Source organism: Crystallibacter degradans (assembly GCF_012952295.1).
Taxonomy (GTDB): domain Bacteria; phylum Actinomycetota; class Actinomycetes; order Actinomycetales; family Micrococcaceae; genus Crystallibacter; species Crystallibacter degradans.
Genome location: NZ_JABBCH010000004.1, coordinates 51,107 through 68,062, shown reverse-complemented (window position 1 = coordinate 68,062; position 16,956 = coordinate 51,107). Strand labels below are relative to the sequence as shown.

The window sequence follows — 16,956 nt, the reverse complement described above, 5'->3', positions numbered from 1 at the left end:
TGCAAAGGCGCCGGGACCGTTGTTGCATATGGTCCCAGCGCCTTGCAGTAGCCTGCGCGTTAGAACGTTAGGGAGTTACTCACCCTTGACTTTCCAGTCCCAGAAGTTCCAGAAGACACCGGTCTGGTTCGGCTGGTAGACAACGCCTTCAACACGTTCGCTGTTGTAAGCATCCAGCCCCACCGACTGGAAGAGCGGCAGACCGTAGAACGAGTCCCACACCAGCTTGTCGATCTTGGTGATGATCTCGTCCTGTGCAGCAGCGTCCGTGGTGACCATGAGTTCGTCCATCAGCTTGTCGGCCTCGGGATCGGAGAAGCCGTTGTAGTTTGAACCGCTGTCCGTACGGAAGATCTGCGGTACGCCGCTAACGCCGACACCGGAGTTGATCCAGCCGTAGATGGACGCATCATAGGTGCCGGTTCCCAAGGCAGCACCCCAGTCAGAGGCACCCAGGCCGCCGTCGACAATTTCGAACCCTGCCTGCTCGGCAGATTCCTGGATCAGCGCGAAGGCATCCACGCGGTTCGGGTTGTCCTTGTTGTACATGATCCGAACTTCGGGGGTCTCTCCGTTGAGCAGCTCCTTGGCGCCTTCTATGTCAGCTTCCTGGTATGCCTCCGAGCCGTTAGATGCGGCGGACGTTTCATATGCTTCCTGGGCAGGAACAAAGAACTGCGAGTCCAGAGGTTTCGCGTCTTCCTTCAGCGGCTTCACGATGCGGTCCACGATGGTCTGCCGTGGAACAGCTTTCATGAAAGCTTCCCGAACATTTTCATCCTCGAAAACGCCGGTGTAATTGAGGTCGATATGGTCATAAGCCAGCTGATCGTCGACTTCTACCGTGACGCCTTCAATGGATTCGAGCAGCTCGACTGTGTCTGCAGAGGGCTGAGGCGCAATGATGTCCACCTCACCGTTCTCCAGAGCCTGGACCTGGTCGGGAGCGGCACCGATGAACCGGACGGTAATTTCGTTCACGTTCGGCGTTGGGCCCCAGTCATAGGACTCATTGCGTACCAGAGTGATTGACTGGTCCGGCGTGATGCTGTCCACCACGAAAGGCCCGCTGGAGAGGTAGAGCGATTCGTCACCGGGCAGGGACTTCGTGTCGAATCCGGTGTTATATACATCGGCAACTGCCTGCAGTTCGGCATTCGGATCTGCAGGGCTCGCCGCGTCACCGCGTTCCAGTCCCTGGATTAAATCAATCAGGGCTTGCTCGTCAGCCAGACCGGCCTTTTCGGCTATGACATGCGCAGGCATGCCGACACCGCCGTCATTCAGACCTCCAAAAACGATCTCCCAGTCGGCGTACGGCTTGGAGTAGGTCAAGGTGATTGAGCGGCCGTCGTCGCCGATCTCCGGGATCTCGGTCAGTCCCAGCCCGCTGGTGTCACCTGCATAATCAAAGTAGGAAGTCCCTTCGGTGACTTCACCGGTTTCCGGATCGACCGTCGCATCGTTGGCGTAACCGGATTCGGCGACCCAGTTCAACAACAGGTCGGCCGCGTCGACAGCATTGCCGTCGGACCATTGGACTCCCTCGTTGACCGTGTACTTCACGACCAGCGGATCATCGGAAAGCTTCTCGTACGTTCCGAATTCTTCATTCCGGACTACGTTGAGTTCATTATCGATGTGGTAAAAACCGCCGCGGGTCATATAGGCGATCTTGCCGTTGATATCAACGTTGCCTGCCGCGGTGTCCGAGTTGAACGAACTGAACGCATTGGTCTCAGCGACGCTAATGGTTCCACCGGTAGCCGCGGTATCACCTGCACCTTCGGATGCGGTATTTCCGCCACCCGTCGACGCGCAGGCACTCAGTGCCATAGCCGCGACAGCAGCAACACCGATTGCTTTGGAAGTACGTCCGAAACGCATTCCGCCTCCTAGTTCCTCAGAGTGATGTGTGTGGCCGGTTCGCCCATCGGGATCCGGGAAGCACGATTTGGCTACCCCCGAAAGACTGCCATAGAAGTGGCATGCCTCACATGCATAAGAGCGTAAACTGTTACACCTACTCTTGGGTATAAAAAACTTGCTTCACAACGGGTTGTTATCGAGATGCAACCAAACGACGGCGCAACATAGCTTCCCGAAGCAGACTCTTCATGCCGAGCACAAGACCACTTAATCCCCGGAAACACGCGGCAAAACGGGGTATAAAAGAACCAGCGGCCCCGTTCGTTTGGAATCGGAACCGCTGGTCGGGATGATATTTAGTTATTGGCTGCTAACTGGTTTGCTGGCGCCGCGGCACCTCACCGGCAGCTACATCCACTTCACGCCGTCCTTCTCGTACTCCCGAATACGATAGGCAATCATCCTGGTGAGCACGTCTGCGGGTACAGGCTCGTTGTACGGAAGCTGTACCGAGCCTTTGCCGGTCATGTATTCGGTGAGCTGATCGCTGAAAGCGGCCAGGGTGGACGGAGTAAAGACGAAATTTGCGTGCTTTTGATGACCACTGAAAACGAACAGGATTGTTCCCAGCGAGTAGGCCGGGTTACCCCATTTGAGTCCTTCGGCGGCATTCGGAGCGCCGGCGCGGCTTATTTTTCGCAACTCCCGAAGCCGCGGCTGGACGGCCTCGGGAAACGAATTGATGTACTCGTCGACACTCTCGTGCTGTATCGCCATAGGACTACCTTGCCATCATCGGCACAGACCTCAGATGTTAAAGCGGCCCTCCACCACGTTTCAGCGCATACAAACGTTTAGAACAAGAGCCAGACTGCACTGGTACTGCGATTCGTGAGCGGTCAGCACGCGTTGGGCTTCGATCACAACGTCCATCGGACTACACAAAGCAACGACCGGGACATCAGGCTTCCGACACTCGCGCTAGGCGTTCGAGTCGGCTCGGACGAGTAAGTGTCTGCGCAAAATCAACGAGATCATTGAGCTCTCGTGACAATTCGGCGAGCTTCCACACGACATCGCAGAGCTCCTGCTCAAGCCACCGCTCATCTGGGGAGTACTCAACGTCCACTGCGACTTCCCTGCCAGCTGCCACGTCGTCCTCCGTCGGGCCGCTCCATAAAAGTTGATCATGTTGCCATACAATTCGGCGACGCCTCCATTCATCGCGCGAAGGCACCTTATGCGTCCAGAACTCCCCCGAGTTCGAGAAGCAGAACCACAACGACACCAGTCCCGTCCACGCTCGCCGAGTGAGGATACGGGCAAGGACAGACTTCTGGTCACGCAGTTCATCGTTCCAAACGCTCTGGACCCCATCGATTGCGTCCTTCACTTCATCGGAACGCTCACGGACTGGCACTTTCGGGCCAAAACTCACGAGACAGTCGCGGCCACATTCGACATGGTCATCGACTTCCCTGTTCCAGTAGCGCGATCGCGGAGTCGTACGTTGTGTCCACTTGTACCACTGCTCAGCGTGATACTTCTCGATCCGGAACATGTGGACCATCTCGTGCATCTGCTCCCTTGTCGCGCCCGCGAGCACGGCTAGGGCCGGTGTCGCACGGTGCAGCTGTTTGAGTGCATTCACGTCGCGTTCTCGGCGGAAGGATCGACGTGCGACGGTGCGCTCGCTGACCAGCACTTTGACGATGACGAGCATTAGCGGAATTACGGCGGCAACGATCGCGGCGAGCGTGGCCTCCGAAAACGTCACCGTCTCCAGAAAGGAGCTCAATGCCGCATTACCGGCGCGTATCAGGTCCGGGAACGCGGTAAGCGTGGAAGCGAACAACACCGCCATACCGAACGCGGTCAGGAAGAACCCTGGCATCGCCGCGATGAACGTGCACACCCAGCGGAGCATCAGCCACACCCTGCGGAGAATCCACCGCAAGATACGAAGGACCATGTGCTCGTTGCGCACAGGCGGGAGACGTGTGATCCGTTCCGTTCCGCCAGAGGATGTTCGGACGACACGGGTGGCGAGCCACAGCAGCACACCCTCGATCCGCGCGCTGCTCGCCTCTAGCCGCACTACATCAGCGAGCGTTGCATCGACTGCGAGTCGCTTCGCGCAGCAGCGTGTCAACTGCGCTACCGCGAGGAGAAGCCACCGACAGATGAGGGCGACAAAAGCGAAAGCTATCGCGTAGACGACGATCCCTGATAAGAAGACCTGACCGGGTACGCCCTGATTCGCAAGCACCGCCCTCATCCATTCGAATGGCTCGAGCACCCGATCGATCCACTCCATAACTGACCGCGCTCCTTCACATTGCTAAGCGCCACCCAGCGTGTCATGAACCACCCGCTGGCCGCACCGACGCGGAGGATGCCGAGGCTCCTACGCGCCACGGAACCTGTCGAGGAGGTGCAGCAAGCCTCAGGGGGCACAGAGGGCGTCAGGTCGACGCAGTCCGGGAGATCCTCCTGCACACTGCCCTCGCGCAGAACGGTGGTGATCGTAGAGCGGTGCCGAGCCGACTCCAAGAGGTCGGACGGCGGTCCACAGAGACTGGTTTTGCACCATTGCGCCGAGCAAGACCACGCCAGGGCGGATCAGTATCAGCTGAAAGGCTGAACCGAAACTCGACTAGACATTAAACCTAAATTCAACAACGTCGCCGTCGGACATGACGTACTCTTTGCCTTCGATCCTGACCTTGCCGCGTGCTTTAGCCTCTGCCATCGAGCCGGCGCCGACGAGATCGGCGAAGGAGACAACTTCAGCTTTGATGAAGCCGCGCTGGAAATCGGAGTGGATAACACCGGCTGCCTGCGGAGCGGTATCGCCCTGATTGATCGTCCAGGCGCGTGCTTCCTTCGGCCCGGCCGTCAGGTAAGTCTGGAGGCCCAGCGTATGGAAGCCGACCCTTGCCAGCTGGTCCAAGCCCGATTCATCCTGGCCGTTCATCTCCAGCATCTCGCGGGCTTCTTCCGGTTCCAGCTCCACCAGATCCGACTCCAGCTTCGCGTCAAGGAACACGCAGTCCGCCGGAGCAACCAGTTCACGCAACTCCGCCTGGCGCTCGGCGCTGCCCAAAATAGTGTCATCGACATTGAAGACATAGATAAAGGGCTTGGCCGTCAGCAGGCTCAGCTCCCGCAGGTTTTCGACGTCGAGCTTGTCGCTCTCGACAGAGGAGAAGATCGTATCCCCGCGCTCAAGTACCTTCCGGGCTGCCTCCATGGCGGCCAGTTCGGCGGCGTCGCGCTTCTTGATCTTCACTTCCTTTTCAACCCGCGGCAGTGCCTTTTCCAGCGTCTGCAGATCCGCGAGGATCAGTTCGGTGTTGATGGTTTCGAGATCGGAGCGCGGATCCACCTTGCCTTCAACGTGGACCACATCGGGGTCATCGAACACGCGGATGACCTGGGCAATGGCCTGGGCTTCACGGATATTGGCCAGGAACTGATTACCCAGCCCTTCGCCTTCGGAGGCGCCCCGGACAATCCCGGCGATGTCGACAAAAGACACGGTCGCCGGCAGGATGCGCTGGGAGCCGAAGATTTCCGCAAGCTTATCCAGCCGGGAATCCGGCAAGGGCACCACACCGACATTCGGCTCGATGGTCGCGAACGGATAATTCGCCGCCAGAACCTGATTGCGGGTCAGTGCGTTGAAGAGAGTTGATTTGCCGACGTTGGGCAGTCCGACGATGCCAATAGTAAGAGCCACGGTATCTAAGGATACCGGTGAGGTACCCGGCTCAGCGATTCGGCCGGAACGGTGGCGCAAACGACGCCCCGGCTTCGCCTAAATTGTCATAGCCGGCTGGCATGGTTGAGCTATGGATGCGTTTCAGATTGTGCTCACATTGCTCATGCTGGTTATTGGGGCAGCGGCCGGGGCTGCGGGAACTGCGGTGGCATACCGCCGCAGGGTCGCCGTGCTCGCGGAAGAAATTGACGACGCCGGTGCCCGGCTTGGCAACGCAACGGCCCGTTTGGCGGCGGCCGAGGCGGAAAGTCGGTTGCTGGCCCAGCAGAACCGGCAGCTCACCGCCAGCAGCGAGCAGGACAACTCTGTCCTTCGCGCCCTGGTCCCGGTCGGGGAGAAACTGAAGACCGTCCAGCAGCAGGTTAACGTGCTCGAGCGGGACCGCGTCGAACAATTCGGCCAGCTGGCCGAACAGCTGCGCGCCGCGCAACTCAACGATGAGCAGTTGCTGCGCTCCACCCAGACCTTGACTGCCGCATTGCAGTCAAACTCCGCGCGCGGGCAGTGGGGAGAAGTCCAGCTCCGCCGGGTGGTGGAGGCCGCCGGCATGCTGGCGCACGTGGACTTTAGCGAGCAGGTGCATCTGGTGCGGGCCGAACGCGCTCTTCGACCTGACATGCTGATCCATCTGCCCGGCTCCAAATCACTCGTGGTGGATGCCAAAGTGCCGCTGCGGGCGTATCTGGAAGCCCAGGAACTTCCGTCCTTCGGCTCCGCGGAGGAACGTGAAAAGCGGGCCGGCCTGCTGGCCACACATGCCAAGGCCGTCAAGGCACACGTGGACGCGCTTGCAAACAAGAAATACTGGGATGGGGTGGCTGCCTCCCCCGAACTCGTCCTGTGCTTCCTGCCCGCCGAGTCCGTTCTTTCAGCAGCCTTGCATAGTGAACCGGGCCTGTTGGATTACGCCTTCTCGCGCAACGTTGCCCTGGTCTCCCCCGTCTCCCTGCTGGCCACGCTGAAGTCGGTCGCCTTCACCTGGCGGCAGGAAGTCCTCACCGAGAATGCCCGGGAGATCTTCGAGCTCTCCCGCCAGCTCTACGACCGGCTCGGCACCCTTGGTGAGCATGTGACGAAGCTGGGCTCGTCCCTGAAAGGTTCGGTGGAAAAGTACAACGCCTTCGTCGGAACGCTGGAGTCCAGGGTCCTGCCGACAGCGCGGAAGATCAGTGCCTTTGACCCGTCTTCGCTGAAGGAAGCGCCTGCCCCTCAAGCATTGGAGAGCACGCCACGGCTGTTGGCCGCACCGGAGCTCATTGCCGACCAGGAGCGGAGTGCCTAGCCATAGGCACGCAACTGCCCCGTCCCGCCACGTTTAGCGTGCGGGCCGAGGGCCCCTGCCGCCGAGACCGCGTGAAACGTCGCCCTTTTCCTTCAGCGTGGCGCGCAGTTCCTTGGGCAGCGAGAACAGGATGTCCTCTTCCGCGGTGACCACTTCCTCAACATCGGCATAACCGTAGTCAGCGAGCAGGCTCAGGACTTCGCGCACGAGGACCTCCGGCACGGACGCTCCGGAGGTCACGCCGACAGTGGAGATGCCTTCAAACCAAGACTCGTCGACCTGGTTCGCAAAGTCCACGCGGTAGGAAGCCTTGGCGCCGTATTCCAGTGCCACCTCCACAAGGCGCACGGAGTTGGAGGAATTCGCCGATCCCACCACGATGACGAGTTCCGCCTGCGGGGCGATCTTCTTAATCGCAGCCTGCCGGTTCGAGGTTGCATAGCAAATATCGTCGCTGGGCGGATCCTGCAGAGTCGGGAAGCGTTCCTTGAGCAGGTTGACGGTCAGCATAGTCTCGTCCACGCTCAGCGTGGTCTGCGACAGCCAGATCACCTTGTTCGGATCCCGGACCTCAACCTTGTCGACATCTTCCGGACCGTTGACGATCTGGATATGCTCGGGGGCTTCTCCGGCAGTTCCCTCGACCTCTTCATGGCCCTCATGTCCGATGAGAAGAATGTCGAAATCGTCCTTTGCGAAACGGACGGCCTCGCGGTGCACCTTTGTCACCAAGGGGCACGTCGCGTCAATCGTCTGCAGTCCGCGCTCGTCGGCAGACTGCACGACGGCAGGCGAAACGCCGTGGGCGGAGAAGATAACCAGTGCACCCTCGGGCACCTCGTCTGTCTCTTCGACGAAGATCGCGCCCTTTTCTTCCAACGTGCTGACCACATGGAGATTGTGCACAATCTGCTTACGCACGTAAACCGGCGGGCCGTAATGCTCGAGCGCCTTTTCGACGGCGATGACGGCGCGGTCGACGCCTGCGCAGTACCCGCGCGGGGCAGCAAGCAGGACCTTGCGGGGGCCTTCGACCGGTGCGGCGGAGGCAATGTCTTCGGGGCTGCGGCGCCTGCGCGGAATAGTGGGCATCGGAACGGAGACAGCAGTGCTACTCATACCTCCATGCTAGCCGTTAGGCCCTTCGACCCGAGAGTTGGCGGGCTGTTACACCAATCACCGCGGCAGCCAATCCCGCCCCGGCGAGCACGACGGCCCAGGGCTGGAAAGACGTTGCCGCGAGTTCGACGAACCGAGCGGTAAAGGCATCGGCAACAGGGCCGGCCGCATCGTGCTGCGCGGCCACGTCCGGGGCCGCCTCCGCTGCCAGCCAGAATCCGACGCCGAGAATAACCGCGCCGACACCAAGCCAGGCAAGGGCAGTCGACGCCCTTCTCGCTACCAACAGGGTCAGCAACAGGCCGGCCAACGCTCCTGCCGAAATCCAGCGCCACTCGTTGGCAACACGCTGTACAAGGTCGACCGATTGCAACTGATCTGCCTGGCCGATATCGACAATCAGCTCCTCTTGTACGGGGATCTCTGTGCCTAAGGTGTCCGCTACCCGCTGAATCGCCAAGGCAACAATGGGAGCGATATCAAGCCGGAGGGCCCCCTCATCCGGGCCTTCTGCCTCCAGCGTCAGAGTATGGGACTTCGCCAAAGCTTCATTCCATGCCTGCGGGAACTCTTCCAGTCCGGTGACGGCTCCGGCGGCCCTGGCGATGATGGGATCAACCAGCTCCTGGAGCCCCGGCGGCAGCTGGCTTTGGTTGCGCACCTCTTCCGCGATGGCTTCTGCCAGGGCGCTGCGGAACTGGGCGTCCTGCCCCATGGGTGCCGCCAATTCGACGAAGCCTTGCTGGTTCGTCAGGTTCTGGCTGGTCCATGCCGCAGGCACGGCGACGGCGGTCATCACCAATGTGACCAGGCCAAGGATCAAGGCAAGGACGGAACGCATCCGCAGGCTCCTCTCCGCCGGCTTCCTGAGAGGCGCAGAATGCCTCTTGGGATAAGTAGAACAGAATCAATAATGTCTGCGATAGCTGATAAGAATGTAAGGATCGCTGTACTGTAGCTGCGCCAAGCATCGCCGAGAGGGACACTACGTGAACCAGAACCCGGGGCCACCCACCGGTGGCCAGCTGGATGCCCCGGCCAAGCCATCCACACTGCCTGCTACCGCCCTGGAGACCTCGGCGGAGAATCCCTGGCCGTTGCGGCTGCTTTCGCAGAAGCTCAAGAGCCACATTGACCGTGTCCCGCCCACCTGGATCGAAGGCCAAGTGATTGAGCTCAACAGGCGGAACAATGTCACGTACCTCACGCTGCGGGACACGGAAGCGGAAGCATCGTTCAGCCTCGTGGCCTGGGGCAGTGTCATGGCCCGGCTGGAGTTTCCCCTTGAGCCGGGATCGCGTGTCGTGGCGCAGTTGAAGCCGGATCTGTACGTCAAGACCGGCCGGCTCTCGATGCAGACCCGCGATATCCGCCCTGTGGGTCTGGGCGATCTGCTGGCGCGGCTCGAACGGCTTCGCCATGCCCTTGCAGCCGAGGGACTCTTCGCGCTCCAACGCAAGAAACCACTTCCCCTGCTGCCGCACCGCATCGGGCTGATTACCGGCCGGGACTCGGATGCCATGAAAGACGTTATCCGCAACGCTTCCCTGCGCTGGCCCGCCGTGGCCTTCGAAGTACGGGAAGTCGCTGTCCAGGGTGTTAATGCCGTAACCCAGATCCAGCGCGCATTGCTGGAACTGGACGCCCGCGAGGATGTCGACGTCATTGTCATTGCCCGCGGCGGCGGATCCCTTGAAGATCTGCTGCCCTTCAGCAGTGAAGATCTGATCCGCGCGGTTTCGGCTGCCCGCACGCCGGTGGTCAGCGCTATCGGACACGAAGCGGACCGTCCCCTGCTGGACGAGGTCGCGGATCTCCGCGCTTCCACTCCGACCGATGCCGCAAAGCGTATTGTCCCCGATGTCAACGAGGAACTCGCAAGGATCGCCCAGGCACGGCAGATGCTGGACCGCAGGGTGGACCAGTTGATCCGGGTCGAGAGCGAGCGGCTGACCGCTATCCGTTCCCGTCCCGTTCTGGCCAATCCTGCCAGCATGGTGGAAGCCCGGCACGAGGATCTGCAGCGTTTGTCCACACGCGCCTACAACTGCATCTCGGCCGCTGTACACCGGGATTCGGACCGCATCGCCCATCTCAGGGCGCAGGTTCGTTCCCTCTCGCCGCAAAACACCTTGGACCGTGGCTACGCCGTGGTACAGCTTCCGGACGGAAGCGTCCTGCGCGACAGCTCTGACGCCGCTGCTGGAACGCGGCTTCGCGTGCGTGTTGCCGTCGGCGAACTGTCTGCCGACGTCGCTCCGTAATACTGAACAACACCATCAATCCGAAAGCGGGAACCAGCATGGATGCCGAGAATTCTGTCGAAAATGCCGATGTCGCATCGCTGAGCTACGAGCAGGCACGGGAGGAACTCGTCGCCGTTGTGAGCCAGTTGGAAACCGGCGGGGCCAGTCTTGAACAGTCGTTGGCCCTATGGGAACGCGGCGAAGCCCTGGCCGCCCGCTGCGAAGCGTGGCTGGAAGGGGCCAGGCAGCGCCTCGACGCAGCCAGGGCCAACGCGGCGGGCGGACCAGCGGCAACGGGAATGGCGGAACCAGGCAGGGACTAACCTTCGCGGTCAGCTTTCAGCCAACCGCTTTTTCTCTGCCGCCACGTCGAAATCCGCCTTGGGCCACTGGGGATTGATGTCTTCAAGCACATCGATCAGCAGCTGTTGGACTGCGATCCGCGCGTACCATTTCTTGTCCGCCGGGACGACGTACCAAGGCGCGATATCTGTACTCGTGCGTTCCAAGGCGATCTGGTACGCCTGCTGATACTGGTCCCAGAATGAGCGGTCATCGACGTCGCCGGGGTTGTACTTCCAGTGCTTATCCGGCCGGTCCAGCCGTTCCTGCAACCGGCCTTTCTGCTCATCCTTGCTGATGTGCAGCAAGACTTTGATGATGTGGGTACCGCCCGCTGCGACCCTGGCCTCAAAGTCCCTGATGAGGCTGTAGCGCAGTTCAATCTCGTCGGCCGGAGAGAGCTTGCGGACCCGTTGGACCAGCACGTCCTCGTAATGCGAGCGGTCAAAGACACCGATGATCCCGGGCTCCGGCAGTTCTTTTTCGATCCGCCACAGGAAGCCCTTGGACTGTTCCTCCGCCGTCGGTGCTTTGAACGCCTTGTGGTGGATGCCTTGCGGATCGGCTGCTCCGATGACATGGCGGACGATGCCGCCCTTGCCGCCGGTGTCCATGGCCTGCAGGACCAGCAGCACGCTCTCGCGGGCGCCGAACCGGCTCTGCGCGAACAGCTTCTCCTGCAGTTCCGTGAGCTGCTCATCCTCCCGGTCGAGGAGTTCTTTGCCTGCCTCCTTATCGCCGGTAAACCCCGGGGTCGATCCGGGGTCGACATGGCGCAGGTCGAAGCCCGTCTGCACTCGCAGCAGGACGGTCGGACTCGGGCTGAACGCGGTGGTCTCCATAGTGCCCTTCCTCTGCACGTGGCGCTTACGGTTTGTACGTACTCAGGAATTCGGCGATCCGGTTGACTGCTTCCTCGAGGATGCCGACGTTGGGCAGGGTCACAAGCCGGAAATGGTCCGGTTTGTGCCAGTTAAAAGCGCGCCCGTGGGAGACGAGGATCTTTTGCTGCTTGAGCAGATCCAGCGCAAACTTCTCGTCGTCCTTGATCGGGTACACGTCCGGATCCAGCTTGGGAAACAGGTAGAGGGCTCCCCTGGCCTGCTGGGTGCTGACGCCGGGAATGGCATTGAGCATTTCGTAGGCCTTGTCCCGCTGTTCCAGCAACCGGCCCCCGGGCAGGATCAGATCGTTGATGCTTTGGTAGCCCCCGAGTGCTGTCTGGATGGCATGCTGCGCGGGAACATTCGCGCACAAACGCATGTTGGTCAACAGGTTGATGCCTTCGATGTAGTCCGTAGCCAGGTGTTTCGGCCCGGAGATGGCCATCCACCCGCTGCGGAATCCGCAGACGCGGTAGGCCTTGGACAGCCCGCTGAAGGTCATGACCAGCACGTCGTCGGCCAGCAAAGCTGTATTTACATGCTGCGCATCCTCATAAAGGATTTTCTCGTAGATTTCGTCCGAGAACACCACCAGATTGTGCTTCCGGGCCAGTTCGAGCATTCCCTCGAGCACTTGTTGCGGGTACACCGCACCGGTGGGGTTGTTCGGATTGATGATCACGATGCCCTTGGTATTGGGCGTGATCTTTCGCTCCAGATCCTCCAGATCCGGCAGCCATCCTTCTTCCTCCACACACAGGTAATGGATGGGATGGCCGCCGGCCAGGCTCACGGAGGCAGTCCAGAGGGGATAGTCGGGCGCGGGGATCAGCACCTCGTCGCCGTTGTTGAGCAGCGCCTGCAAGCTCATGGTGATCAGTTCGCTGACCCCGTTGCCCAGGTAGACATCGTCGACGCCGATGTCCTGGATGCCGCGGGTCTGGTAATACTGCGACACGGCGGTCCGGGCCGAGAAGATCCCGCGGGAATCGCTGTAGCCCTGGGCATCGGGCAGGTTCCGGATCATGTCCACGAGGATGGCATCCGGCGCCTCGAACCCGAAGGGCGCCGGATTTCCGATGTTCAGCTTCAGGATCCGGTGGCCCTCGGACTCCATGCGTTGCGCATGCTCAAGCAGCGGACCGCGGATATCGTAAAGGACATTATGAAGCTTGTTGGACTGCTTGAACTGGGCCATTTAAGCATCTTCGCATATCGGAACCGGTTTACTTCGTCAGCCCGTTTTCACTAAGCCAGTCCGCAGCCGCGTCTGCCGGATTGCGCTTTTCGTCCCCGCTGACCTGACGGTTGAGATCAATCAGGTCTTCCGTGGTCAGCGCGGCTGAGACGTCGTTCAGCACCTCTGCCGCTTCCTCGCTGACTTTGTCCTGATTCACCAAGGGAAGCACCTGCTGGGCGATGAAGTTATTCTTCGGGTCCTCCAGCACCACCAGGTCATTATCCTCGATCGAAGGTGTTGTGGTGTAGATGTCGGCGATCTGGATCTGGTCGGTAATCAGCGCCTGCAGGGTGGCCGGGCCGCCGCCGTCGTTAATCGGTTCGAAGGACTTCGGTTCGCAGCCGTAGTTCTCCTTCAGCCCGGGCAGCCCGTATTCACGCTCGGCGAATTCAGGATTGGCACCGAGCACCAACTCGTCACAGACCGGCCCCAAGTCTGTAATGCTCTCAAGCTGGTACTTCTCGGCGGTGGCTTTGGTGACCACCATGGCGTCCTTGCTTTCGGCGGATGCCGGTTCCAGGACGCCCAGTCCCTCCGGCAAGGCAGCGGGAAGGGCATCCATGATCTCCCCGGCGGAAGCAGCCGTTGCGTCTGGATCCAGGAACAACAACAGGTTGCCGCTGTAGTCGGGAACGACGTCCACGGATCCTTCTTCAACCGCCTTGACATACACCTCCCGGGAACCGATGCCGGGTTTGGTGGTGACATCGAAACCCGCAGCGGTGAGCGCGCCGGCATAGATCTCGGCGACGATCTGGCTTTCGGGGAAGTTGGCGGATCCGACCACCAAGGAACCGGTTGCGCCCGAACTGGCGGCGGTATCGGACGAACCCTCCAACGGATTGGAATTGGCGCCGCATGCCGTCAGCGTGACGGTGAGGGCGGTCATGGCTGTCGCCGCCAACATTGCCCGGCGGGAGGATGTCTGGATCTTCAAGGCTTCTCCTTTACTGGCCGGCACCCGGGGCGCCAACATTCTTCGTTCCCTGCCCCGGCGAGGACAGGGAAGACTTCAAACCTGGTGAGACCGCGTACTTTTGCACCATTGAGAGGATCAAATCGACAATCAGCGCCAGCACCGCAATCAGAATAGCGCCCGCGAACAGCCGGACGGGGTCGCTGACGGCTAATCCATCGATCAGATACCGGCCCAGCCCGCCCAGATTGATGTAGGCAACGACGGCGACGGTCGAGATGACCTGCAGTACCGCGGCCCGCATACCGCCAAGCATCACCGGCAGGGCGTTGGGCAGTTCCACCCGTACCAGAACCTGCCACTCGGTCATGCCGAGACCGCGTGCGGCGTCCAGCAGTTGCCGGTCCACCGCCGCGATGCCCGAGTAGGTGCCTGCCAACAGCGGCGGGACAGTCAGGATGACGAGCGCGTAGATGGGCGGCATCAGGCCCAGGCCCATCAGGATGACAAACAGCGTCAGCAGGCCCAGCGTGGGCAGGGCCCGCAGCGCGCTGGCCACCGAGACCACGGCGACCTTGCCCTTGCCGGTATGCCCGATGTACATGCCCGCGGGAATGGCGATCGCCGCGGCGATCAGCAGTGTCAGGACCGTATACCAGAGGTGCTCTCCCAGCCGGGCCGGGATTCCGGCCGGCCCGGACCATTGCGCGGGGTCCGCGAACCACAGACCAACCTGCTCAAAGAGATTCATGCAGCACCGCCGTTTCGGCCGCATCCGGACGGCGGGCGGTACCGGCGCTATCCCCACTGCCGGAGTTGTCCGGGCCAGTCGTCGCCACCAACACCTGTTTGCTTCGAGCCTTGCGGTGCCGGTTCCAGGGCGTGAGCAGGTGCTCCAGGCCCACCAGGACAAAGTCCATCAGCAACGCCAGGACCAGCGTCATCACGATCCCGACGACGATCTCCGTCAGGAAGTGGCGCAGCAGCCCGTCCGTGAAAAGCACGCCGAGATTTCGGATGCCAATCAGGGCGCCCACGCTGGCCAGCGAAATGTTGCTGACCGACACCACGCGCAGGCCGGCAAAAAGGACGGGCACGGCCAGCGGCAGGTCCACGGCGAAGAACCGCCGGAACGGCCGGTATCCCATAGCCACGGCGGCTTGACGGACGCCGTCGTCAATTGACTCCAGTGCATCCACGACGGAGCGCACCAGCAACGCGATGGCATAGACAGTCAGGGCGACAATCAGATTGGCCGGGTCCAGAATCCTGGTGCCCAGGATGACCGGAAGAATGACGAACAGGGCCAGGGACGGAATGGTGTAGAGCACCGAACTGACCGACAGGATCACGCCGCGGACCGACGGAAGGCGCCAGGCCAGGTAGCCGAGGGGTACCGATATCAGCAATCCCAGCACGAGCGGCAGCACCGACTGGTAGAGATGGTGCCCGGAGAGCTCCAGTACAAAGGGCAGATTGGCCAGGAACCAGTCCATTAGCCGCGGCGCTCCGCGTCCAGCCGCTGGAGCACCTCGCCGGCGTCCACCAGTCCGGCTACCCTGCCCGCGGCGTCCACTGCCACGCCTTGGCCGGAGGGAGAGGACAGCGCGGCGTCCAGTGCCTGCCGGAGTGAACTGCCTATGGTGAACAAGGAGCCGCCGGTGACCGCCGCTGCGGGCGTACGCTGTCCGGGCGGCAGCCACCCGAGAGGCGCACCGCCGTCGTCGGTTATCAGCAGCCAGCCTTCGGCAGGCATCGACGCCAGGGTCCCAGCCGTCGCCGTGGCCGCGGGCAGCAGCGGCAAGTCCCGGGCGGAGGCAAACGAGAGCGAGCGGAAGCCCCGGTCCCGGCCAACGAACCCGGCCACGAAATCGTCCACCGGCGCGCGTAACAGCTCCTCCGGCGGCGCGTACTGCGCCAAGCGGCCGCCGGTGGCGAAGACGGCCACCTTGTCCCCGATGACCGTGGCCTCGTCGATGTCGTGGGTGACGAACACGATCGTTTTCGCCAGTTCCTGCTGCAGCCGCAGCAACTCCTGCTGCAGTTCCGCGCGCACCACCGGATCCACTGCGCTGAAGGGCTCGTCCATGAGCAGGATCGGAGGATCCGCGGCGAGCGCCCGGGCCACCCCCACCCGCTGCTGCTGGCCGCCGGAGAGCTGCGCCGGGTAGCGCTTGCCCAGGGCCGGAGAAAGACCGACGACGGCGAGCAGTTCCTCGGCGCGGATTCTCGCCTGCCGCCGCGAGACACCGTTAAGGCGGGGAACGGTCGCGATGTTGTCCAGCACGCTCCGGTGCGGCAGCAGGCCCGAGGACTGCAGCACGTAGCCCATTGAACGCCGCAGCGCCGCAGCAGGCTGCGCCGAGACGTCCTGTCCGTCCACCAGGACCGTGCCCTCGGTGGGCTCCACCATGCGGTTGATCATCCGCAGCGATGTGGTCTTGCCGCACCCGGACGGACCGACGAACACGGTGATGGCTCCGCGGTCAATCTCCAAGTTCAGGTTATGCACCGCCGGCTGCCCCGACGCGTAGCTCTTCGACACGTTGCGGAACTGGACCATGGGCGAGCTGCCCGCGCTGGCCGGCGGGGCCACAGACTGGGCTTCGGTCATCGTGCCTCGCTCTTCGTCCTGATCTGGGAACCGTATTGCGGCACGGTCCCGGGACTCCTGACAGCTTGGCTGATGGAAGCTACCCCGGTAGCCGGTTCCGCGAAATAGATGTTCAGGCCGACATCCACCAGGTCCACCCGGTCCAGTGCTGCGACGTCGTCCAGCTGGATCCACTTTGCCTGGTCCGTCGATCCCTGGAGCTCATGCGCTAAATCACCGCTCGTCACAGTAGCAGCGTAAATGATCCGCAGGGCGTGCAGCGGCACCTTCCCGCCATGCAGCCGCCGTTCCGCCGGGATGAACTTACTGTCGACGCCGAGCAACCGCCCCAGTTCCACGGTGTAGCCGGTTTCTTCAGTGATTTCCCGCAAGGCCGCCGTGGGAGCATCTTCGCCCGCTTCAAGTCCGCCGCCGGGCAGCGTCCAACGCGGGGTTCCGGAACCGGTCCATCGTGCCAGCAGCACGGCATTCTCCTGAACGATCACGCCGTAGGCGCCGATGCGGGTATCGAAGGACATGCCTTTCAGTCTAGGCGGGCTTCCACTGCGCCGCAGAAGCGCCGGGCTGCATTTGGCATAGTTCCCTTCGCCATACTTTCGCAAACGTTACTTTGGCGGCCCGAGCGTTGCGTCCGGGGCCAGCGGGGACTACAACTGAATG

At 61.8% G+C, this 16,956-nt stretch carries 16 protein-coding genes; 3 read left to right on the top strand and 13 right to left on the bottom strand.

Annotation, left to right across the window (positions count from 1 at the left end; all coding sequences use genetic code 11):
- Positions 1-75 precede the first annotated feature (75 nt).
- The 4 genes from HGO92_RS08870 to ychF form a co-directional block, all read right to left on the bottom strand.
- On the bottom strand, positions 76-1,887 hold the full coding sequence (locus tag HGO92_RS08870; protein ID WP_169993848.1) for an ABC transporter family substrate-binding protein: 1,812 nt from the start codon (positions 1,885-1,887) through the stop codon (positions 76-78).
- 390 nt (positions 1,888-2,277) lie between these two features.
- Entirely contained in the window at positions 2,278-2,646 is a 369-nt protein-coding gene (locus HGO92_RS08865) for an iron chaperone (protein WP_169993846.1), read from the bottom strand.
- Between the two features lie 184 nt (positions 2,647-2,830).
- The gene (locus tag HGO92_RS08860; protein WP_169993844.1) at positions 2,831-4,186 is read right to left on the bottom strand and encodes a hypothetical protein; all 1,356 of its coding nucleotides are present in this window, start codon (positions 4,184-4,186) and stop codon (positions 2,831-2,833) included.
- Positions 4,187-4,525: 339 nt separating this feature from the next.
- The gene (gene ychF / locus HGO92_RS08855; RefSeq protein WP_169993842.1) at positions 4,526-5,611 is read right to left on the bottom strand and encodes a redox-regulated ATPase YchF; all 1,086 of its coding nucleotides are present in this window, start codon (positions 5,609-5,611) and stop codon (positions 4,526-4,528) included.
- A gap of 112 nt (positions 5,612-5,723) precedes the next feature.
- Between ychF and HGO92_RS08850 the strand changes: the two genes are divergently transcribed.
- Entirely contained in the window at positions 5,724-6,935 is a 1,212-nt protein-coding gene (locus HGO92_RS08850) for a DNA recombination protein RmuC (protein ID WP_169993840.1), read from the top strand.
- A gap of 33 nt (positions 6,936-6,968) precedes the next feature.
- On the opposite strand, the gene HGO92_RS08845 is transcribed toward HGO92_RS08850, so the two are convergent.
- Complete coding sequence (locus HGO92_RS08845; protein WP_169993838.1) at positions 6,969-8,054, bottom strand: 4-hydroxy-3-methylbut-2-enyl diphosphate reductase; 1,086 nt, start codon at positions 8,052-8,054, stop codon at positions 6,969-6,971.
- A gap of 16 nt (positions 8,055-8,070) precedes the next feature.
- Positions 8,071-8,895 (bottom strand): hypothetical protein, encoded by an 825-nt coding sequence (locus HGO92_RS08840; protein ID WP_169993836.1) that lies wholly within the window; start codon positions 8,893-8,895, stop codon positions 8,071-8,073.
- 148 nt (positions 8,896-9,043) lie between these two features.
- Between HGO92_RS08840 and xseA the strand changes: the two genes are divergently transcribed.
- Positions 9,044-10,318 (top strand): exodeoxyribonuclease VII large subunit, encoded by a 1,275-nt coding sequence (gene xseA / locus HGO92_RS08835; RefSeq protein ID WP_346768896.1) that lies wholly within the window; start codon positions 9,044-9,046, stop codon positions 10,316-10,318.
- Positions 10,319-10,356: 38 nt separating this feature from the next.
- On the top strand, positions 10,357-10,623 hold the full coding sequence (locus tag HGO92_RS08830; protein WP_169993834.1) for an exodeoxyribonuclease VII small subunit: 267 nt from the start codon (positions 10,357-10,359) through the stop codon (positions 10,621-10,623).
- Positions 10,624-10,632: 9 nt separating this feature from the next.
- Here HGO92_RS08830 and HGO92_RS08825 read toward each other — a convergent pair whose 3' ends face one another.
- Genes HGO92_RS08825 through HGO92_RS08795 form a run of 7 tightly spaced genes read right to left on the bottom strand, consistent with a single transcriptional unit; the run spans position 10,633 to position 16,814 of the window.
- Entirely contained in the window at positions 10,633-11,484 is an 852-nt protein-coding gene (locus tag HGO92_RS08825; RefSeq protein ID WP_169993831.1) for a PPK2 family polyphosphate kinase, read from the bottom strand.
- 25 nt (positions 11,485-11,509) lie between these two features.
- A complete protein-coding gene (locus HGO92_RS08820) occupies positions 11,510-12,724 on the bottom strand; it encodes a pyridoxal phosphate-dependent aminotransferase (RefSeq protein WP_169993829.1) in 1,215 nt (404 codons plus the stop codon).
- 28 nt (positions 12,725-12,752) lie between these two features.
- Positions 12,753-13,673 (bottom strand): ABC transporter substrate-binding protein, encoded by a 921-nt coding sequence (locus tag HGO92_RS08815; RefSeq protein WP_169994412.1) that lies wholly within the window; start codon positions 13,671-13,673, stop codon positions 12,753-12,755.
- 40 nt (positions 13,674-13,713) lie between these two features.
- Complete coding sequence (locus HGO92_RS08810) at positions 13,714-14,433, bottom strand: ABC transporter permease (protein ID WP_169993827.1); 720 nt, start codon at positions 14,431-14,433, stop codon at positions 13,714-13,716.
- A complete protein-coding gene (locus tag HGO92_RS08805) occupies positions 14,420-15,178 on the bottom strand; it encodes an ABC transporter permease (RefSeq protein ID WP_169993825.1) in 759 nt (252 codons plus the stop codon). The genes HGO92_RS08810 and HGO92_RS08805 overlap by 14 nt, the downstream gene beginning before the upstream one ends.
- Complete coding sequence (locus HGO92_RS08800) at positions 15,178-16,245, bottom strand: ABC transporter ATP-binding protein (RefSeq protein WP_169994410.1); 1,068 nt, start codon at positions 16,243-16,245, stop codon at positions 15,178-15,180. The genes HGO92_RS08805 and HGO92_RS08800 overlap by 1 nt, the downstream gene beginning before the upstream one ends.
- Positions 16,246-16,292: 47 nt before the next feature.
- Positions 16,293-16,814 (bottom strand): NUDIX hydrolase, encoded by a 522-nt coding sequence (locus HGO92_RS08795; RefSeq protein ID WP_169993823.1) that lies wholly within the window; start codon positions 16,812-16,814, stop codon positions 16,293-16,295.
- Positions 16,815-16,956: the final 142 nt, after the last annotated feature.

Excerpts from the sequence above, each read along its gene's own strand:
- HGO92_RS08825 (WP_169993831.1), bottom strand. The coding sequence starts at position 11,484 with ATGGAGACCACCGCGTTCAGCCCGAGTCCGACCGTCCTGCTGCGAGTG.
- HGO92_RS08815 (WP_169994412.1), bottom strand. The coding sequence starts at position 13,673 with ATGTTGGCGGCGACAGCCATGACCGCCCTCACCGTCACGCTGACGGCA.
- HGO92_RS08810 (WP_169993827.1), bottom strand. The coding sequence starts at position 14,433 with ATGAATCTCTTTGAGCAGGTTGGTCTGTGGTTCGCGGACCCCGCGCAA.
- HGO92_RS08805 (WP_169993825.1), bottom strand. The coding sequence starts at position 15,178 with ATGGACTGGTTCCTGGCCAATCTGCCCTTTGTACTGGAGCTCTCCGGG.
- HGO92_RS08850 (WP_169993840.1), top strand. The coding sequence starts at position 5,724 with ATGGATGCGTTTCAGATTGTGCTCACATTGCTCATGCTGGTTATTGGG.
- HGO92_RS08795 (WP_169993823.1), bottom strand. The coding sequence starts at position 16,814 with ATGTCCTTCGATACCCGCATCGGCGCCTACGGCGTGATCGTTCAGGAG.
- HGO92_RS08860 (WP_169993844.1), bottom strand. The coding sequence starts at position 4,186 with ATGGAGTGGATCGATCGGGTGCTCGAGCCATTCGAATGGATGAGGGCG.
- HGO92_RS08800 (WP_169994410.1), bottom strand. The coding sequence starts at position 16,245 with ATGGTCCAGTTCCGCAACGTGTCGAAGAGCTACGCGTCGGGGCAGCCG.
- HGO92_RS08820 (WP_169993829.1), bottom strand. The coding sequence starts at position 12,724 with ATGGCCCAGTTCAAGCAGTCCAACAAGCTTCATAATGTCCTTTACGAT.
- HGO92_RS08845 (WP_169993838.1), bottom strand. The coding sequence starts at position 8,054 with ATGAGTAGCACTGCTGTCTCCGTTCCGATGCCCACTATTCCGCGCAGG.
- HGO92_RS08830 (WP_169993834.1), top strand. The coding sequence starts at position 10,357 with ATGGATGCCGAGAATTCTGTCGAAAATGCCGATGTCGCATCGCTGAGC.
- HGO92_RS08870 (WP_169993848.1), bottom strand. The coding sequence starts at position 1,887 with ATGCGTTTCGGACGTACTTCCAAAGCAATCGGTGTTGCTGCTGTCGCG.
- HGO92_RS08865 (WP_169993846.1), bottom strand. The coding sequence starts at position 2,646 with ATGGCGATACAGCACGAGAGTGTCGACGAGTACATCAATTCGTTTCCC.
- HGO92_RS08840 (WP_169993836.1), bottom strand. The coding sequence starts at position 8,895 with ATGCGTTCCGTCCTTGCCTTGATCCTTGGCCTGGTCACATTGGTGATG.